This window comes from Mesorhizobium sp. 2RAF45 (assembly GCF_052115225.1).
Classification (GTDB): domain Bacteria; phylum Pseudomonadota; class Alphaproteobacteria; order Rhizobiales; family Rhizobiaceae; genus Mesorhizobium; species Mesorhizobium jarvisii.
The window spans coordinates 36,630-53,268 of the sequence record NZ_JBFRGG010000002.1 but is presented as its reverse complement, the minus strand read 5'-3'; the positions used below and the strand labels follow the sequence as shown (position 1 = coordinate 53,268).

General features: G+C 59.5%; 20 protein-coding genes. 11 read left to right on the top strand and 9 right to left on the bottom strand.

Annotated elements, in window-relative coordinates:
* Positions 1-28 precede the first annotated feature (28 nt).
* Positions 29-250 (top strand): DUF768 domain-containing protein, encoded by a 222-nt coding sequence (locus tag AB4Z43_RS04970; RefSeq protein WP_441936230.1) that lies wholly within the window; start codon positions 29-31, stop codon positions 248-250.
* 192 nt (positions 251-442) lie between these two features.
* Positions 443-652, top strand: coding sequence for a hypothetical protein (locus AB4Z43_RS04965; RefSeq protein ID WP_019859928.1), 210 nt, complete (start codon positions 443-445; stop codon positions 650-652).
* Positions 653-705: 53 nt separating this feature from the next.
* On the opposite strand, the gene AB4Z43_RS04960 is transcribed toward AB4Z43_RS04965, so the two are convergent.
* Together AB4Z43_RS04960 and AB4Z43_RS04955 are read right to left on the bottom strand one after the other, a co-directional pair.
* Entirely contained in the window at positions 706-909 is a 204-nt protein-coding gene (locus AB4Z43_RS04960) for a hypothetical protein (protein ID WP_441936228.1), read from the bottom strand.
* Between the two features lie 306 nt (positions 910-1,215).
* Positions 1,216-1,515, bottom strand: coding sequence for a DUF1236 domain-containing protein (locus AB4Z43_RS04955; RefSeq protein WP_038648754.1), 300 nt, complete (start codon positions 1,513-1,515; stop codon positions 1,216-1,218).
* Between the two features lie 615 nt (positions 1,516-2,130).
* On the opposite strand from AB4Z43_RS04955, the gene AB4Z43_RS04950 reads away from it, so the two are divergent.
* Entirely contained in the window at positions 2,131-2,475 is a 345-nt protein-coding gene (locus AB4Z43_RS04950; protein WP_010915342.1) for a low affinity iron permease family protein, read from the top strand.
* A 123-nt stretch (positions 2,476-2,598) separates the two neighbouring features.
* Entirely contained in the window at positions 2,599-3,999 is a 1,401-nt protein-coding gene (locus AB4Z43_RS04945; RefSeq protein WP_441936226.1) for a phospholipase D family protein, read from the top strand.
* A 49-nt stretch (positions 4,000-4,048) separates the two neighbouring features.
* On the opposite strand, the gene AB4Z43_RS04940 is transcribed toward AB4Z43_RS04945, so the two are convergent.
* From AB4Z43_RS04940 to AB4Z43_RS04930, 3 genes are read right to left on the bottom strand one after another with little or no spacing between them, the layout of a single operon-like run.
* Entirely contained in the window at positions 4,049-4,858 is an 810-nt protein-coding gene (locus AB4Z43_RS04940) for a metallophosphoesterase family protein (protein WP_038648749.1), read from the bottom strand.
* Between the two features lie 15 nt (positions 4,859-4,873).
* Complete coding sequence (locus AB4Z43_RS04935; protein WP_441937058.1) at positions 4,874-5,791, bottom strand: diacylglycerol/lipid kinase family protein; 918 nt, start codon at positions 5,789-5,791, stop codon at positions 4,874-4,876.
* Positions 5,792-5,804: 13 nt separating this feature from the next.
* The gene (locus AB4Z43_RS04930; protein ID WP_240565270.1) at positions 5,805-6,509 is read right to left on the bottom strand and encodes a phosphatase PAP2 family protein; all 705 of its coding nucleotides are present in this window, start codon (positions 6,507-6,509) and stop codon (positions 5,805-5,807) included.
* A gap of 208 nt (positions 6,510-6,717) precedes the next feature.
* Here AB4Z43_RS04930 and AB4Z43_RS04925 point away from each other — a divergent pair, with 208 nt between their 5' ends.
* The 3 genes from AB4Z43_RS04925 to AB4Z43_RS04915 all read left to right on the top strand — a co-directional run bounded on the left by AB4Z43_RS04925 (position 6,718) and on the right by AB4Z43_RS04915 (position 10,406).
* A complete protein-coding gene (locus AB4Z43_RS04925; RefSeq protein WP_441937056.1) occupies positions 6,718-8,205 on the top strand; it encodes an ATPase domain-containing protein in 1,488 nt (495 codons plus the stop codon).
* Complete coding sequence (locus AB4Z43_RS04920; RefSeq protein WP_441936223.1) at positions 8,202-9,242, top strand: sensor histidine kinase; 1,041 nt, start codon at positions 8,202-8,204, stop codon at positions 9,240-9,242. Before AB4Z43_RS04925 ends, AB4Z43_RS04920 begins: the two co-directional genes overlap by 4 nt.
* 87 nt (positions 9,243-9,329) lie before the next feature.
* The gene (locus AB4Z43_RS04915) at positions 9,330-10,406 is read left to right on the top strand and encodes a histidine kinase dimerization/phosphoacceptor domain -containing protein (RefSeq protein WP_064982178.1); all 1,077 of its coding nucleotides are present in this window, start codon (positions 9,330-9,332) and stop codon (positions 10,404-10,406) included.
* Between the two features lie 161 nt (positions 10,407-10,567).
* Here the strand turns inward: AB4Z43_RS04915 and AB4Z43_RS04910 are convergent, their stop codons facing one another.
* From AB4Z43_RS04910 to AB4Z43_RS04895, 4 genes are all read right to left on the bottom strand, one after another.
* Positions 10,568-10,756: a baeRF12 domain-containing protein gene (locus AB4Z43_RS04910; RefSeq protein WP_080643791.1), complete on the bottom strand. Its 189-nt coding sequence runs from the start codon at positions 10,754-10,756 to the stop codon at positions 10,568-10,570.
* A complete protein-coding gene (locus AB4Z43_RS04905) occupies positions 10,714-10,938 on the bottom strand; it encodes a hypothetical protein (protein ID WP_441936220.1) in 225 nt (74 codons plus the stop codon). The genes AB4Z43_RS04910 and AB4Z43_RS04905 overlap by 43 nt, the downstream gene beginning before the upstream one ends.
* Positions 10,939-11,129: 191 nt before the next feature.
* Positions 11,130-11,948: a DUF1365 domain-containing protein gene (locus tag AB4Z43_RS04900; RefSeq protein ID WP_083246848.1), complete on the bottom strand. Its 819-nt coding sequence runs from the start codon at positions 11,946-11,948 to the stop codon at positions 11,130-11,132.
* Positions 11,945-13,291, bottom strand: a complete 1,347-nt coding sequence (locus AB4Z43_RS04895) for an NAD(P)/FAD-dependent oxidoreductase (RefSeq protein ID WP_441936218.1) — start codon at positions 13,289-13,291, stop codon at positions 11,945-11,947. The genes AB4Z43_RS04900 and AB4Z43_RS04895 overlap by 4 nt, the downstream gene beginning before the upstream one ends.
* 145 nt (positions 13,292-13,436) lie before the next feature.
* Between AB4Z43_RS04895 and AB4Z43_RS04890 the strand changes: the two genes are divergently transcribed.
* Genes AB4Z43_RS04890 through AB4Z43_RS04875 form a run of 4 tightly spaced genes read left to right on the top strand, consistent with a single transcriptional unit; the run spans position 13,437 to position 16,602 of the window.
* The gene (locus AB4Z43_RS04890; protein WP_120145501.1) at positions 13,437-14,087 is read left to right on the top strand and encodes a sigma-70 family RNA polymerase sigma factor; all 651 of its coding nucleotides are present in this window, start codon (positions 13,437-13,439) and stop codon (positions 14,085-14,087) included.
* Positions 14,084-14,737, top strand: a complete 654-nt coding sequence (locus tag AB4Z43_RS04885; RefSeq protein WP_038648739.1) for a ChrR family anti-sigma-E factor — start codon at positions 14,084-14,086, stop codon at positions 14,735-14,737. Before AB4Z43_RS04890 ends, AB4Z43_RS04885 begins: the two co-directional genes overlap by 4 nt.
* 9 nt (positions 14,738-14,746) lie before the next feature.
* Positions 14,747-15,571: a DUF1295 domain-containing protein gene (locus AB4Z43_RS04880; RefSeq protein ID WP_038648736.1), complete on the top strand. Its 825-nt coding sequence runs from the start codon at positions 14,747-14,749 to the stop codon at positions 15,569-15,571.
* 2 nt (positions 15,572-15,573) lie between these two features.
* Positions 15,574-16,602 carry an SAM-dependent methyltransferase gene (locus tag AB4Z43_RS04875; RefSeq protein ID WP_069093496.1) on the top strand — a complete coding sequence of 343 codons (1,029 nt, stop codon included), beginning with the start codon at positions 15,574-15,576 and terminating at the stop codon, positions 16,600-16,602.
* Positions 16,603-16,639 lie beyond the last annotated feature (37 nt).

Here is a 16,639-nt window from a genome sequence, read left to right as displayed (position 1 = left end):
TAAACCTTGCGGTCGAGCTTATCGCTCCATGAGTGCACGCGGAATCGACTTTCTGGATCAATGGATCGCTAACAATGTCCCCAGGATGATGAAGGCAGATGTCCTCCTGGTCGATGAACTCACGCACAAGCTAATAGCGGACGCCAAGTCGCTCGGGATCAAGCGGGCCGAAATCGATGAAGAGGTCGACAGTCTTTACCGCACGATCCTCAATGCTATCGAGCATCCCTTGCCTGATTTTCCCAAGTGACCCGTCACGGTTCGCAGCGGTCGATGCGTGCGACTTTCGATCCGCTGGTCTGGAACATATGTGACTTCCGAGGGTTGGTGATTGCGGCAGGCAACGCTCCCTCGCGCCACTGCTGAAGATCGGGCCAGAAACCTTGATCGGCCCGCATTCTTCGATAAGGCGCGGGCTTCCCCTTTTTGGAAGAGATCGCGCATGTCCCAGACCATTCAACCGCCGATATTGCCGGAAGGAAGTCCGGATCGGGCGGTCAACTGTGAGGTGGCCCTGGAAGCGGCGTTCGCGGCCTTGGTGGCTGAATCAGAGGCCCAGGGATGGACAGCGCAAGAGACTGCGGAAACCCTGCTCAAAATTGCGACCGAACATATCAATCTGCTCGGAGCGGCCGTCGATCCTAAGGCCTAAGCAGAGGTCGCGCCAAAGGAGGCGTTGCTATGCCCGGCCTTGACCGCCTTGCGCTACTCGGAGGATCCATTGATTGTGAATGGTGAAGCGCTGGGGACGCACTGCAGGGTCCAGCCCGTCGACGTTGGCTGCTTCTGGTATTCGGCAATGGCGGCCGTGCATCGTTCCCGCTTGTCGAAAGTGCTCGGCAACACCGCCATGCCGCCCTGCGGGCCGGCAATTACCAGATACCAGATCAGCGCTGCTGTCGAAGTCATGGCGTTTCCTTGTTCCAACCCCGACGCCATAGCCGCTGGCGACCGGATCACCTTAGGCCAATGGCCAGGAATGGGCTAATCGCCATTAAGATAAAGGCGGCGATCAGGTCGGCGCCGTCAATCAGACTCCGCCATCACCGATGCGACCTTTCGAAACACCTTCATGTCGCCGCGGTAAGGTTCACGTCCGTGAACTTTGTTCTCAGCTTTGCAGCAGGCGTTTCCAAAGATGAGATATTGCATCTTATGACCGTCAGTTGGAACCCGTCGCCGGGAGAGGCGACGGGCTTTGGCCGGCAAGGCCGGTCAGTCGTAGATTTTGATGATCTTGTGGGTGGTTGGATCGACCAGAACGGTCCGGTTGTCGATCACGACGTAGCGGTATTTGACGTTGGGAACTTCGCGAAGTTCGACCGTGTCAGGCAGCGCCGTGCCGATGTTGAGTTCCACTCCGGGAACCTTCACCGAAGCAAGCGGCTGCTTCTTCACATATTCACGGATAACCGTTTCCTGCTCCGGCTGAATGATGATGTCCTCGGCCGCCGCGACGCCGACGCCTGCGAGCAGAAAAAATGCCGCGGCTGCGGCAGACAGATGCAATTTCATAATCTTACTCCTCGTGAGATTGGCTCCGATCGGTGGTGTCGAAGCTCAGCTGCCAACTTGGCGTGGATGCAATCGTTCCCTTGGGAGGACTTCAGTCGGAGGAGGTGGTTGGACCAAAGTCCGGTCGAATTCCGCAATGGTCTTGCCGTCGGTGCAGCTTGGAACGGTCATCTGTCGCGGAAGTTGTCAGCCACGGAACTGAAGGAAAGAATTCATGGACAGAAGTGTTGGTCAAGCGCGTTGGTTGCTGGCGCCAGTTTTCGTCTTGGTCATATCCCTGCTCGTCATCGGAATATCCCTTGGCTGAACCTGGACAGTCCACATTTCAAAATCCGCGCAGCTATGTCCCTTCCTGCGTTGATAACGGTTCGCTCGCTGCTTTAGTGGCGAGCGAACCCGTCAACTTCAATTTAGCCAGCGACGGGTGGTTGGATGTTCAATGACAAAAAGACTCGCCTCATAGAGGCCGGTTTCCTCCTGGCAGTGCCCATTTGCGTGGCTCTGACCGCGCTGGTAGCCGTATTCGCTCTGGCCAGGATATGATGGTGTGGTTGTATCCACTTCGGCGTTTGGCGCAGGAACGAGCCACGGCTTCACAATCATGGAGCCGTTAGAATGAACCGGATCCTGTTTATGACGGCCGACTTCCTTTCCCGGCCGCCAGGCTTCTACGTCATGATGGTCGCAATGGTATTGTGCACCGCGCTGGTGCCATTCGGACTGACCAACGCGGTCACTTATGTCCTTTCGGTGGCCGCCATCGTGATCACTGGTGTTGTCCTGATACAGGGCTATCGCGATACCGCGGCCATTCACGCTAAGCTCGATGAGATCGTCGTTTCGCTTAGGGAGACCAGAAACGACGTGGTCGGCCTGGAGCATGCCGAGCCGGAGGAGATCCGCGAAAAGCTTGCCATGCTCGAACAAGAAGCAGCGCAACGAAATGGGCGAGCCACCTGAATATTAAACGCCAGCTTTCTTCGACTATCAGCAGGCTCAAGGCCCTCGTGCAACCAGATCGGCGCTCGCGGGTTCTTGACCTAATGAAACGGCGCCTCGATCTCCTCCGAAACCGGTCAATTCATGGACGTCTCGATTACGCAAACATCGGCCGATAAAATCAAAGCAGGTAAGAGCGGCCTGCTGCTGATTTCTGACAATTACGATGCGTTCGCCGCGCGTGTTTTGGCGGCAAGGGGCGCGGCTCGCACTCTCGATCTCATGTACTATCTCTGGCATGACGACCACACGGGGCGCTTGCTTTTGCAGGAAGTTGTCCGGGCGGCCCAGCGAGGCGTACGGGTCAGAATGCTGCTCGACGACGTCAATCCGCGCAAGAGCGATGCCGCCTATTTGGCGCTGAGCAACCATCCAAACATCGAACTCAAATTGTTCAACCCGAGCGGCATCAGAGCGCGCGGCCTCATGCGCGGCGCGGAAGTCCTCTTGCGGCTTTTTGCATTGACAAGGCGGATGCACAACAAGGCGTGGATTGCCGACAACAACATCGCAATTGTCGGTGGGCGCAATATCGGCGATGCATATTTTGACGCGGCGGAGACGAATTTCCGTGACCTCGACATGCTGCTTCTCGGTCCCGCCGTCCAGCAAACCGCACAGATCTTCCAAACTTTCTGGGTATGCCAGGACGCGAAGCCAATAGCTGAACTCGGTGCAGCCGCTCCAGGCTCGCATACCCCCTATTTCGAGGGAAGAGAGGAGAAAACCGAGTCGACGCTTCTGAGCGGGGTCAGGGACAAGGGCTCCATCGCCGAGTTCATATCGGCGAGCAGCAACGTACATTGGGTCGAGCGCGTGCGCGTGATCTCCGACCCTCCGGAAAAGGTCCGAGGCTGGAGACCGCGCGGTTGGCTGATGAAGGAGTTGCTCCCAATCATTCAGTCGGCGCGCAAGCGTGTGGAAATCGTGTCCCCGTATTTTATCCCCGGCAAGAAGGGATCAAAAATCCTCGGCGACCTCGTCGACGACGGGGTGCAGGTCGCTGTGTTGACCAACTCCTTGGCCGCGACCGATGTCGCCGCGGTCCACGGGGCATACGCCAACTATCGCAAGCGCTTGCTGAGAATGGGCGTGCAGCTTTTCGAGCTCCAACCCTTTAGCCGGCAGCCCAAGATTTCCGTATTTGGATCCAAGGGCGCCAGCCTGCACACCAAAGCGTTCAGCGTCGACAACAGGATCGGTTTCGTCGGATCTTTTAACTTCGATCCTCGGTCCGTATCCCTGAATTCGGAAATGGGAGTGCTTTTTGAAGACGAAAATCTGGTCGCGGAACTGCAGCATAGGTTCAAATCGGAGATAGCGCCGGAAGCGAGCTACCGGCTCGAATTGAAGAACGAGGTTCTTCGCTGGCATGGCAGCGATGAAGGCAGACTGCAAACCTATACGCGCGAACCCGAGGCAGCATGGTTCCGCCGCATCCTGGCCGCCCTGGTCAGGCACCTCCCCATCGAATCTCAGCTTTAGCCGTACGTCGGCAGATTCTGGAAATGTAGACGCTCTCTCCCAACGCAATTCAAGCGGGTTCCCATCCGCCTGAACCTTGCCGAAAGGAATAACTGGCTGAGGTTTCGAACCCGGACTGCAAAGACTGCCATGCCCGACATTCGATAGAGATCCTCGGGTGCTCGATGCGAATGATGTTAAACGAATTTGCAGCTTGTCGTACCCGCGAAGAAACCGCCGTCCCCGCTTGAACAAGCAGCGCCGCATAGCCGTCGATGAGGTAGCGCCGTGCGCTCGAACCAGCGCGGTGAAGATGCTGGTGCCCAGACAATATGACATCTACGCCGTTGCGCGAGAAGGCATCCATTGCCAGATCGGCGCGGCCCACGATGCCGTCGTCGTTTTCCAGGTCTAGCCCTTCGAAAGGATGATGCGTGACCACTATCCGGGTAACGTCATCGGACATATGTGCGAATTTTTCCGTCGCCGCCTCGAGTTGACGGACGTTGATCCTGCCGTCCTTGATCGTCAGGGATCGTGCTGTGTTTATCCCGACCACAGCGACTTCGCTATCGGCGTAGAACGGGTCCGTGTCCGCCTCGATGTAGCGCCTGTAACGCGACAGAGGCGTCACCGCACGCGCGAAGACATTCCAGAGCGGCACGTCGTGATTGCCTGGCACTACGATGCGGGGGCCAGGGAGGGAATCGAGAAAGGCGCGCGCCTGCAGGAATTCGTCTTTCCGGGCGCGCTGCGTAAGATCCCCCGAAACGACGAGCAGATCAGAGTCGACTGCAAGAACCTCTGCCGTGATCGCGTCCACAAGCTGGCTCTCTGTCTTTCCGAAGTGCAAATCCGAAAGATGGACCAGGGTTCTCACTGAAGTTCTCCGCTTTCAGCTACGGTCGCCGGTTTTGTTCGTTCTGGCTGGTGCGATGACTTTCAGGGCCGCCGGCCGAACCTGAAAATTCAGGGGCGTGTCCATGCTGACGGCTTCGCCGTCCAGAGAAACCAGCATGGCGTGGCGATGCGATGTGATTTGCAGCGAGTTGGCGCGATAAATTTCAAGATCTCGGGTCGCGTCGATCATGCCGAACGCGATTTTGAAAGGAAGCAATGCCAGCCCAAACCACGACTGCTGCTTGACGACGTAAACGCAGAGTTCCTTTGACGAGAGGCTGCGGCGATGGCCAAGATCGGCGATGTCGTAGAAATTGTTGCCGACGAACACGCAAGGCGTCCGCAGCCTCTCGCGGGTGCCTTGGGCAGCGACGTGGACAGCCTGCCACGAGGCGGATCTCAACGTTCTCATCAGGGCGGGTCCGATGGCGGCAAGCTTGCCGAACCCGCGGCGGCGCTGTTCGGTTGAACGCTTTGCAACAAAGAACGGATAGATCCCAATCGATGAATTGTTGAGAAAGACTCGGCCGTTGACCTCGGCGACATCGACCGTGACAGGCTTGCCGGTCGCGATTGTATCGATCGCCGCCGTCAGGTCGAGCGGCACACCCAAATCCTTGGCAAAGTGGTTCAATGTGCCGAGCGGAAGGACGCCAAGCACCACATCCGTCCCCGCCAGCGCCGAGGCCGCGCTGCCGAGAGTGCCGTCGCCACCGCCCACCACCAATATCGATCCATGGCCGGACCTCGACTTGTTTTCGGCAACGAAGCGCTGAGAGAACTCTCCGATCTCACGCCCTTCCACCAGTCGCACATCGGCCTCGACGCCACGTTCGGCGAACCCATCCCGCACGGTTCTCTCGATGTCGCCCTTGCGCGCCACGGCGCCGGCACTTTTGTTGATGAGCGCCACAACCTTCAAGTCTTCAGTCTCCGCTCCGGCCATTCCTGAAACCATAAGCGACCATCCAACACAGGATCGCCCAGCCAGAACCAATGCACCATCCGGCCAAGACATCCGTCGGATAGTGGACCGCGAGATAGACCCTGCTTACGCCAACGGCCAGCGTCAGAAAGACGGCGAGGGCCATGAAATACACTTTGAGGCGGAAATCCTGATTTGCGTGTGAAAGAAGGGCGCCCACGGTCAGAAACGTGATCGCCGAAAGCATAGCATGGCCACTCGGGAAACTTGCAGTGAACACCCGCGTGACATGAGGAATCTCCGGCCTGGGGCGGTTGAAGCTTAGCTTGAGGATCGTGCCGAGCAGTTCCCCGCCGGCCACCGCCACTGCCATCCAAATGGCCAGAGCCCGCTTGTGGACAAGAAGCAGATAGGCAACCCCTGCCATCAACACGAAGCCAAGAAACACCACGCTGCCGATCGAGGTCACATCTCTGGCCGCTTCCTGAAGCCATGGCGGACCGATCGGGTAGGCCTGATCGGCCCCACGCAGGGTCGACATGATCGCCAGATCAAATTTGGTCGTATCGCCTTCCAGGACCTCCTCGGCGAGCACGCCGAAGCCGAGAACGAGGCATGCAACGAGCATCCCCACGATGAGCCTGTTCTTGCCTTGCGGAGAACGCCCGAAGGGCCGGCGCTCGATATCTGGGACTGGTTCGCTCAAGCGCCGGACCTCATTGGTGAGGCACAACGGCGTCGCGAGTACGAGGTTCCCTCAGCCATCACTGCGGTCAGGACGGCAGAAATCTGCGGCGGCGCTTCGCGACAGCCCCGACACGACGTCGTTGGAATGGCCGTGAGAGCCTCACTTCAAGAGGGAACCATTGAAAATTCTATCCGTTGAGGTGTTCACGAAAAGCAAGCGGGGCAACGTGGATCAAGACGACGCTTCACCAATATCATCTGGCGTGGAAGGCCTCGACTATGTCCTGCGAGGCGGATACGCAAAATTCCGTTCACATCTTGTAGAGGGCAGGCCTGGTTCAGGTAAGACCACACTTGGTCTGCAGTTTCTGATCAAAGGCGCGTCGGATGGCGAGAAATGCCTCTATATAACGCTGTCCGAGAGCAAGCGTGAACTGCACTCAGTCGCGGAACGGCATGGATTTTCTCTTGACGGCATCGAAATCCTCGAGCTGGTGCCACCGGAGTTGAGCCTCGACCCATCGCAGTTACAGACTCTGGTTCATTCGTCCGATCTTGAACTCGGTGAGACCGTGCAGTCCGCGCTCGCCGAGATCGAGCGCATGAAGCCGGATCGCGTGGTGTTCGATTCCCTGTCGGAAATTCGCCTCTTGTCGCAGGGCTCGTTACGCTATCGGCGGCAGGTCCTGGCTTTGAAAAGCTTTTTCCTGCTCAACAATGCAACGGTGCTTCTGCTCGACGATCTCACCGCTGAACATGACGATCTAAACCTGCATTCGATCAGTCATGGCGTCATCCGGATGGAACAGCTTTCACCGATCTATGGCGGAGAGCGGCGGCGGCTGCGCATCATCAAGATGCGCGGCGTTCAAATTCGCGGCGGCTTCCACGACTTCGTCATTAGACCGGGCGGCGTGATGGTGTTTCCGCGCTTGGTTGCCTCCGAACATCAGATGGCCGAGCATGGAACGCCGGCAACCGGTAATGGATCTGTCGACACACTCGTGGGTGGCGGGCTGGACCGCGGCACCAGCACTCTCCTGATGGGACCTTCTGGTGTCGGCAAGTCGACCATCGCGTGCAGCTATTGCCATGCTGCTCTCAAGCGCGGCGAACATGTGCTGGTGCTTCTGTTCGATGAAACCAAGCGGATTTTCCTGGCGCGCGCGTCTGGCCTCGGCATGGATCTGGGGCCATTCGCCGTCAATGGAAGTTTGCTGCTGGAACAGGTGGATCCGGCAGAATTGTCGCCTGGTGAATTGTCGTCGCGCATCCAGTCGGCTGTGGAGCGCTCAAGTGCAAGGATCGTCGTCATCGACAGCCTGACCGGGTATCTCAATGCCATGTCGGAGGAGCAGCATCTTGTGCTGCAGATGCACGAGATCCTGACATACCTTAATCAAAAGGGCGTTGTGACGATCCTGCTGTTGGCCAATCATGGGCTGATCGGTCAGATGTCAGCCCCCGTCGACATGACCTATCTCTGCGATTCCGTAATGCTGCTGCGTTTCTTCGAAAGCGGCGGCCGTCTGAGACGAGCTATTTCCGTGGTCAAAAAACGCGTCGGGCCGCATGAGGACACCATTCGCGAATTCAAGATAAGCGCGACCGGCCTGGCCGTCGGCGAACCACTAGAGGAGTTCCGAGGGATACTGACTGGCGTGCCCACCTACGAGGGTAAGCAAGGCAACCTGCTGCAAGACAAGTCATCGTGATGCCTTCAGACCGCAGTGTGCTCGTGCTGGCGCCGGTCGGGCGCGACGCGAAGGTCGCGTCTGCAATCCTCACGGAGAACGACATCAAGTCCCACATCTGCGCCACGCTCGACGAAGCAGTTCCGCTGTTGGACCAAGCTCACTGCCTTTTGGTTACAGAAGAAGCCTTGATCAGTTCCAATCGAAATCAGTTTGCATCGTGGCTCAATCATCAACCGACGTGGTCGGATTTTCCGATCGTGTTACTGACGATGCGAGGAACGGAGATCGACAAGCGACTCGCCTTTCTGGATCGCTATCTGATCGTTCTCGAGAGGCCTTTCCTGGCGTCGAGTCTTGCAAATTCGGTGCGCTCGGCTTTGCGAGCCCGCGCCCGTCAACTCGAGGTCAAGTCATATATCGAACAGAAGCAAGAGGTCGCCGACCGTCAAAAGCTGCTGATCAGGGAACTCCATCACCGCGTCAAAAACACGCTCGCAAATGTCCGGGCGATGATGGGGGCAACCGCCAAATCGAGTGGTAGCGTGGATGATTTCGTGCGCGATTTCTCTGCCAGGATCGTCTCGCTCGCCGACACGCATTCGATGCTCACCGATGACTATTGGCAGATGGCTTCCTTGCACAAGTTGCTGGAGTCGGAACTGCGCCACTACGATACGACCGACAAGTCGCGCGTAGTGCTCGAAGGGCCGAACGTCGCGCTGGTCGCCGATATCGCGATCCCGATCGGGATGGCGTTTCATGAACTCGCGTCCAACTCATCGAAATATGGCGCGTTGTCCCGCCCCACAGGGCGTCTCGAAGTCCGGTGGTCGGTGAGCAATTCGGAAGGCGAGCGAATGCTCAATCTGGATTGGCTTGAAAAGGGCGGGCCGAAGGTCGAGCAACCAAGACGGCGCGGCTTCGGTACGACGTTGCTGGAGAAAGTCGTCGCCGTGCAGTGCCAAGCCAAGGTTGAGTTGAACTATCATCCTGACGGTCTGCGGTTCGCAATGGCCTTGACGCTACGCGACACGAGGCTTGTCCCCGCCTACTGACCTCAGCAAGGTGGCGCTCCGCTTCGGTGGTGGCCTATATGCTCCATCGCTGATACTGATGACCTTTCCTTACAGCGTAGGCGTAAAATGATATCGGATACAGGGAAGCCCGAGGCGGTCGAGCAACTGCTCGATACGCCCGAACTCGCGACCGCGCTGGAGAGCGAACAGTTCAAGAAATTTCTCGATCAGGTGCCTATTGCGATCGCCGTTTCGGACCTGATCGAAACGGAGCGCGTCGTTTATGCCAATCCGGAATTCGAAAAACTCTCCGGCCTGAAGGCCGCCAGCCTGGCGCGAAAAAACTGGGCAGCGCTGTCCGGGACTGGGATCCGTGAGCAGAAGGACAGGGCGCTGGCCGAGAGCGTTATCAATGAAACGGATTTCGTCGGCACTTTCCGGCTGGAGCGCGGCGTCGGGGGACCGGCAGTCGTTGACGCCTACTCAAATTTGATTGTGGACGATGATGGCAAGACTTGTTTCCGGCTGGTCGCCTTGGTGGACGTATCCTCTCACGGCGAGGAGGCGCCCTCGGTAGAGGAGCGTGTCCGGGAAAAGGATACATTGCTGCGGGAACTGCAGCACAGGGTAAAAAACAATCTCCAGATGATTACCGCACTCATCCGGCTGGAGACCCGCAATGCGGCGGAGCCCGACCAGAAACGGTTCGAGAGGTTGGCCGGCCGCGTCGACGCTCTTGCGATACTCTACCAGGCGCTGTCGAACGACGAGCAGAAGGATGAGGTCGATCTTGGTATCTATCTCAGCCAGATAGCATCCGCGGTAATGGCTTCGCATGCGGTGGAAGGCATACGCCTGGACATGAAGGTGGATACCTATCCCGTGTCGATTAACGTTGCGATGCCCACGGGGCTGGTTGTGAACGAATTGCTGACCAATGCGCTCAAACACGGCTTCAAGGGACGAGAAGGCGGCACGATAACGCTTCACAGCGTGGTCGATGGCGACGGATGCCGCATCACCATCGCCGATGACGGGGTTGGTTTGCCGGAGGGCGAGACATGGCCGAAGCCCGGCAAGCTCGGTGCTCTCATCGCGCGCTCCTTGACCGAGAACGCCAAAGCGCAATTCGAAGTCAAATCCAGCGCCACTGAAGGGACCAGGGTCACCATCGTTTTCAAGCGATCGGCAGCGACGAGCTGACGATGTTCTATGCTGCGGTTTGAGTGGCTTGGGCGGCCCAAATAGACGCCGACCGTGCAAGGCGATTTCGATGGCGGCTCTCTTCATGGCGACTTGCTCGTCCATGCGACTGTCATGCTTGGACCTGACGTCAATATCGTGGCTCCGGCTGCAGGCCGCGGCTAACTAGGTGGCGGCACTACATTTTCTATCTCTTGTGCTGAACGCCTCGTAAGATCCTTTGGGATCTCGCCTACCAGCACGGCCGAACGTTTCTGGTGGTAATGCTTGCGAAGTTCACCAAGCGTGCGTGGGGCAGCGATGACGATCAGATTGGCAATTTGACCGCCGAGGACCTGACGATTGAGCAGATCGGCGGTACCGGCCGCAAAAGCCGCGTCTTCTCGTCCACCGGCTTGAACACGGGCGGAAGGAACTGATGCCGCAGCCCGATCGTATCCATGACGTCACCAACTACGCTGACGAAGAGTTCGTTCTCGAACAGCCGGTACATTTCGGTGTCGTCGTCATAGAGGCGCTTCGATGCGGTCATGAGGCCTGACTCCAACCGGTCGTGGATTGTGTGTTGTGGGAAGGCCCTTGGCCTCCGCGGATCCGGCAACAACGCCACTCAATGTCCTACCCTTCATTCCGACGGCAGCCCGGTCTTGTTTTGTTCTACAGTCCGTTCCCTGGCAGCGAGGAAAATGCCGCACCAGATCGACCTTTGCCCTTGCCTCAGTGTCAAATGACATCAGGCTCGGCCTTTCTCTGTAAACGTCCATGCATGGCGACGCGGGTGATGGAGTTGTCGGGCGGGGCAGGGCGCTCCTGAAGCCGAATGCCCTTTGCCCAGAGCCGCAGCGCCTCCCAATGGATGCCGGCGGTCACCTTGAGTGTCAGCAGAGGATACGAGATGAATGCGCGCAGCAGACTGGCATCGCTCAGCGCCCGCCGCTTGCCGGCGAAGCTTGCCACCATCAGCGGCCCTTGGTCGTCGCTGGCAGTGATGTGTATCGCGACGTTTTCGCCGGGGAGGCCGATGCGGAAGCGATAGTTCAATCCCATGGCCATGAAAGGCGAAACGTAGAAGCGCTTGTCGCAATGTTGCCTGACAGTCTCGTCGTGCCGCTCGCCGACAGGGATCAGGTAGCTGTGGCGCTGCCCAAAGGTGTTGTTGACTTCGTAGAGGATCGCGACGAGGTCGCCCTGCCGGTTATGGCAGAAATAGATGCTGATCGGATTGAAAGCGTAGCCGAGCGTGCGCGGCATCGAGAGCAGTCGGATTGGCCCCGCATCCGTCTCGATCCCTGCCGTCTCAAGCATATCTTCGACATAGGCTTTCAGCGATCCGCCCGAGCCATCGCCGTGATCCGCGTCAGCGAAGCCAAACAGATTAAACCGGTTGTGTGACAACAGGCGAAGCCGCTTGCTCATCGCATCGATCTCGTCGAGGTCGAGCAGAAGGAAGAAAATGCGGTAGGAAAGGCGGTGCCGCCGCGGCTTCAGCCGCTGGTGCATTACTTTGCCAGCGTAGAGGGCCGATTTCAGCTCCGGCATCACGCCGCCTCGAGGTTGCGCCGCGCCACGGCGTCGATGATGTGAATGCGCGCTGACTCATTCGCGACGCTCCAGGGCCGGCGTACACCGCCAAGCGCCTCAGCCACCGCAAGCCCGGCCTGCAGGCCGTCCTCGTGGAAGCCGGCGCCGAAATAGGAGCCGCAGAACCAGGTTCTTCGACTGCCCTGCAGCGACCACAGCCTTTGCTGCGCGCGCATCGCTGCGGCGTCGAAAGCCGGATGTTCATAGGTCTCGCGATGCAGAACGGTATTGGCCGCCGGTTCCACGACAGGATTGAGGGTGACGAAGAGCTGCTGGTCATCGGGCAACGATTGAAGCCTGTTCATCCAGTACGAAACAGACAGTTTTCGGGTTTCACCCTGGCCCTGTGTCAAATAGTTCCAACTCGACCAGGCGCGCTTACGCCGCGGCATCAGGCGCGCATCTGCATGCAGCACCGCCTCGTTGCGGCTGTAGCCAAAACTGCCGAGCAGCCGCGTCTCGTCGTGGCTCGGATCGTCAAGAATGCGCAGCGCCTGGTCGGCATGGGTGGCGATAACGACGTGGTCGAAGCGGTGCTCGACGCCTTCGCAGTCGGTAAGCCAAGCCGCGCCCCCGCGCCTGGAAATCAAGCGCACGCCGCGCCCGGCATATGAACGGCCGGCGACGCTCCTCGCCAGTTGCTCGACATATTTGCGGCTGCCGCCATCGACTGTGCGCCAGGTTGGCCGGCCTGCCAGCTTCAGCAGGCCATGGTTCTGGCAGAACCGGATGAAGGCGGTCGCTGGATAGTTGCCGACATCAAGCGCCGGAGTCGACCATATGGCTGCCGCCATAGGATAGAGATGATCCTCGCGGAATGCGGCACTGTAGCCCCTGGCATCGAGATATTCGGCCAAGCTGATCTCGCCGATACGCGCGATGTCGTGGGGGGCCTCTCGATAGAAGCGCAGCAATTCCTTCAGCATTTGCCAAAAACGCAGCCTACCGACATTGGACGGCTGTGCGAGCAGCCCGCCCAATCCGGTTCCCGAATACTCAAATCGTCCGCCGTCGAGCGAGACGGCAAACGACATGTCCGACGCCTTAGTGCGCACGCCGAGATGCGAAAACAGCGCCGTCAGGTTGGGATAGGTTACTTCGTTATAGACGATGAAACCGGTGTCGACCTGTGTGCCGCCGACATCGACGGTATTGCTGTGGCCGCCGAGCCGCCGGTCCGCCTCGAATAGCGAAACCTTGTGGCGCGTTGAAAGCAGCCATGCTGCGGACAGGCCGGAGATGCCGCTGCCGACGATGGCGATGTCCATCGGCTTGTCCGCTTCGAAATAGCCGCCGATCGTCATTCGTGCCCTCCGATTTGCTATGGAAGGGACTGACGTCCTCCCCTAGGTTTAATTTCTACGCAGCGGTGCGGGCTGTGGATCACCGTGTGCAGCAATCGTTGCGCGGCCAGTGATCCGAAAGGGATTGCCGCGCGTAACAGGGCTTATGAATGCAGGACATCATTTCATTGCCGACAAAGCGCTTCTTGCTTTCGATCTCGCGGAGAGCGGATTGGCGGTGACCATACGCGACGAGGGGAGCCTGTCGGCGCCGGAAGCGACCCGTTTGATGGCGGCAGTCGCGGCGAACCGCGATCGAGTGGCATTCGCGGCACTGTTCGGCTTCTACGCGCCGCGGCTGAAGGCTTTCCTGAAGCGTTCGGGGATGACGCCGTCCGCCGCGGAGGACGTCGTGCAAGAAACCATGCTGCTTGTCTGGAAAAAGGCATCGTATTTCGATCCCGCGCGTGCCGGGGTGTCGACCTGGATCTTCACCATCGCCCGCAACGCGCGCATCGACCGGCTGCGCCGCGAAAGCCGGCCGGCGGTCATTGCCGAAGCCTTTGATCCGTCCGATCAGCCTGATGCGCCGGTTTCGGGCGAGCAGGCGATCATCGCGGTGGAGCGCGAGGACCGGGTGCGGGAGGCGCTCGATCTTCTGCCGCGGGAACAGGCCGATATCCTGAAAATGTCATTCTTTGGCGAGGTAACGCAATCCGAGATCGCCGACGCGATCGGCATCCCCCTCGGCACCGTCAAATCACGCGTGCGGCTGGCCCTTGGCCGGCTGCGCCAAATCCTGGACGATCTCAAATGATCAAGCATCATCCGAGTGATGAGACGCTCTTCCGTTATGCCAACGGCTCGCTCGAATCCGGGCCGCGCATCGTCGTGGCCGTCCATGTCGGTGCCTGCACGGCTTGCGCCGAGCGCATTGCCGGATTCGAAGCGCTTGGGGGCTCCCTTCTGCACGATATCGAGCCGGAGGACATGGAAGCTGGGGCCCTCGATCATGTGATGGCGATGATCGACACCGGTGAGGCCGGTCGCGGCAAGGCCGCGCCGGCTCAGAGGCTTCCGCGCGCCGATGTGGGCATCCGCTTGCCTGAGGTGCTTGACGACTGTGGCATCGGGCCATGGCGCTGGATCGGGCCGGGCGTGCGCTGGAGCCGCGTGACGCTGCCTGATGACGACAGCGCCAACGTCATGCTGCTGAAGGTCGTGGCCGGCCGCAAGCTGCCGGAGCACACGCATGCGGGCTATGAATACACCCACATACTGAAAGGGGCCTTCTCGGACGCGCGCGGCCGCTATGGCCCGGGGGATCTCGACGAGGCCGATGACGACGTTCAACATCAGCCGATCGTCGACAAGGACGGCGAATGTATCTGCATTGCCGCGCTCGAAGGGCAGATGAAACTGAGCGGCTTCTTCGGCAGGCTGATCCAGCCTCTGTTCGGCGGCTGAGGTCCGGCAATGAGCGTCGTCTCGGCTATCGTTCTAGCGGCGGTCGCTCTTTGTGCCACCATGGCGGTGGCTTGGCTGGTCGCGATACGGACTGGCAGCTCCGGCTGGGTCGATGCGATCTGGTCTTTCGCCGTCGGCATCATCGGTGCCTTCCTGGCGCTCGTCCCATTTGTTGAAGGCGACAACGATCATAGGCGATGGCTGGTCGCGCTTTTGGCGCTGGTCTGGTCGCTGCGGCTCGGCGTTCACATCGCTGGCAGGACGATGGGCGACAGCCGCGACGATCCGCGCTATCGCCAGCTCAAGCAGCAATGGGGCGCCAGTTCCTCAAGCCGGCTGTTCTGGTTCCTTCAGGTCCAGGCGGCCGCGGCTTTCCTGCTTGCAATGTCGATCATGGCTGCCGCCCACAAGCCGGCTCCGGGGCTGGGGCCCGGCGACTGGATCGGAGTTGCGATCTGGGTGGTGGCGATTGGTGGCGAGGCGCTGGCGGACAGGCAACTGAATGCTTTTCGAGGCGATCCTCGCAACAAGGGCAAGGTCTGCGATGTCGGCCTGTGGCGCCTATCCAGGCATCCCAATTACTTCTTCGAATGGCTGGGCTGGCTGGCATACATGGCCTTCGCGATAGGCTCCCCCTCGGCCTATCCATGGGGCTTCGCCGCACTTGCAGGCCCCATATTGATGTACTGGCTGCTGGTCCATGTCTCCGGCATCCCGCCATTGGAGGCACACATGCTGCGCTCGCGTGGGGTACAGTTCCGCCGTTATCAGGAGCGCGTAAACGCGTTCTGGCCGGGCGTGCCGATGGCGGCAACAACCCGGGAAGGGACATGACAGTGAGCCTGATCTCATCCGCAATCCGTGCCGTCGAGAGCACGCCGATTCCCGATACCGCCACACGCTTTGGTATCGGCGTCCTGGTAGGAAAAACGCGCCGGCGGCTTGCCAAGGCGGGGTCGGTCGACGCGAAGCGGTTTGCTTGTGCCATGGCGGACTATTCCATCGCCGAGCACGCGCAAGCCGCAAACGAGCAGCACTACGAACTTCCGCCCGAATTCTTCGCGCTGACGCTCGGTCCCAATCGGAAATACTCCTGCTGCCTCTATCCGAATGGGGACGAGACCTTGGCCGAGGCCGAGATCGCGGCGCTGGAGCAGACTGTCGAACATGCCGGCCTTCGCGATGGCCAATCCATTCTCGAACTTGGCTGCGGCTGGGGTTCGCTGACGCTGTACATGGCTAAGCGTTTTCCGGCCGCCCGCATCGTGGCGATGTCGAATTCGACGCCGCAGCGCATGCATATCGAAGCGGAAGCGGCGGCGCGCGGGCTGCGCAATGTCGAGGTCATCACCGCCGACATGAACGGCTTCGAGCCGCGAGAGCGCTTCGACCGCATCGTGTCGGTCGAGATGTTCGAGCATATGTCCAACTGGCGCGACCTGCTTGCCCGTATCCGAAGCTGGCTGGAGCCCGAAGGCAGGCTATTCGTCCATGTCTTCAGCCACCGCCACAGTCCCTACCGCTTCGATCATCGCGACGACGCCGACTGGATCGCACGGCATTTCTTCACCGGCGGCATCATGCCGAGTCACGGGCTGATCGGTCACTTTGCGGACTGTTTCGCCATCGAACGCGACTGGCGTTGGAACGGCATGCACTATGCGCGCACCGCGCAGCAATGGCTTTCGCGCTTCGATGACAATTACAAGCGCATCGGCGAGATCCTTGCCGATGTCTACGGGCGGGATGCGGCGCTTTGGCGCCGGCGCTGGCGGCTGTTCTATATGGCCACCGAAGGTCTGTTCGGTCACGATCAGGGCAGGGAATGGGGCGTCAGCCACTATCTGCTGCGGCCGGCCTGGTAACATGGAAGGACTTGCACGGCTATGGCGCCGGGTCGCC

Coding starts and splice junctions, on each gene's coding strand:
- AB4Z43_RS04895 (WP_441936218.1), bottom strand. CDS start 13,291: ATGACGATCGGCGGCTATTTCGAAGCGGACAAGCCGATGGACATCGCC.
- AB4Z43_RS04965 (WP_019859928.1), top strand. CDS start 443: ATGTCCCAGACCATTCAACCGCCGATATTGCCGGAAGGAAGTCCGGAT.
- AB4Z43_RS04970 (WP_441936230.1), top strand. CDS start 29: ATGAGTGCACGCGGAATCGACTTTCTGGATCAATGGATCGCTAACAAT.
- AB4Z43_RS04885 (WP_038648739.1), top strand. CDS start 14,084: ATGATCAAGCATCATCCGAGTGATGAGACGCTCTTCCGTTATGCCAAC.
- AB4Z43_RS04880 (WP_038648736.1), top strand. CDS start 14,747: ATGAGCGTCGTCTCGGCTATCGTTCTAGCGGCGGTCGCTCTTTGTGCC.
- AB4Z43_RS04915 (WP_064982178.1), top strand. CDS start 9,330: ATGATATCGGATACAGGGAAGCCCGAGGCGGTCGAGCAACTGCTCGAT.
- AB4Z43_RS04905 (WP_441936220.1), bottom strand. CDS start 10,938: ATGACCGCATCGAAGCGCCTCTATGACGACGACACCGAAATGTACCGG.
- AB4Z43_RS04890 (WP_120145501.1), top strand. CDS start 13,437: ATGAATGCAGGACATCATTTCATTGCCGACAAAGCGCTTCTTGCTTTC.
- AB4Z43_RS04945 (WP_441936226.1), top strand. CDS start 2,599: ATGGACGTCTCGATTACGCAAACATCGGCCGATAAAATCAAAGCAGGT.
- AB4Z43_RS04955 (WP_038648754.1), bottom strand. CDS start 1,515: ATGAAATTGCATCTGTCTGCCGCAGCCGCGGCATTTTTTCTGCTCGCA.
- AB4Z43_RS04960 (WP_441936228.1), bottom strand. CDS start 909: ATGACTTCGACAGCAGCGCTGATCTGGTATCTGGTAATTGCCGGCCCG.
- AB4Z43_RS04950 (WP_010915342.1), top strand. CDS start 2,131: ATGAACCGGATCCTGTTTATGACGGCCGACTTCCTTTCCCGGCCGCCA.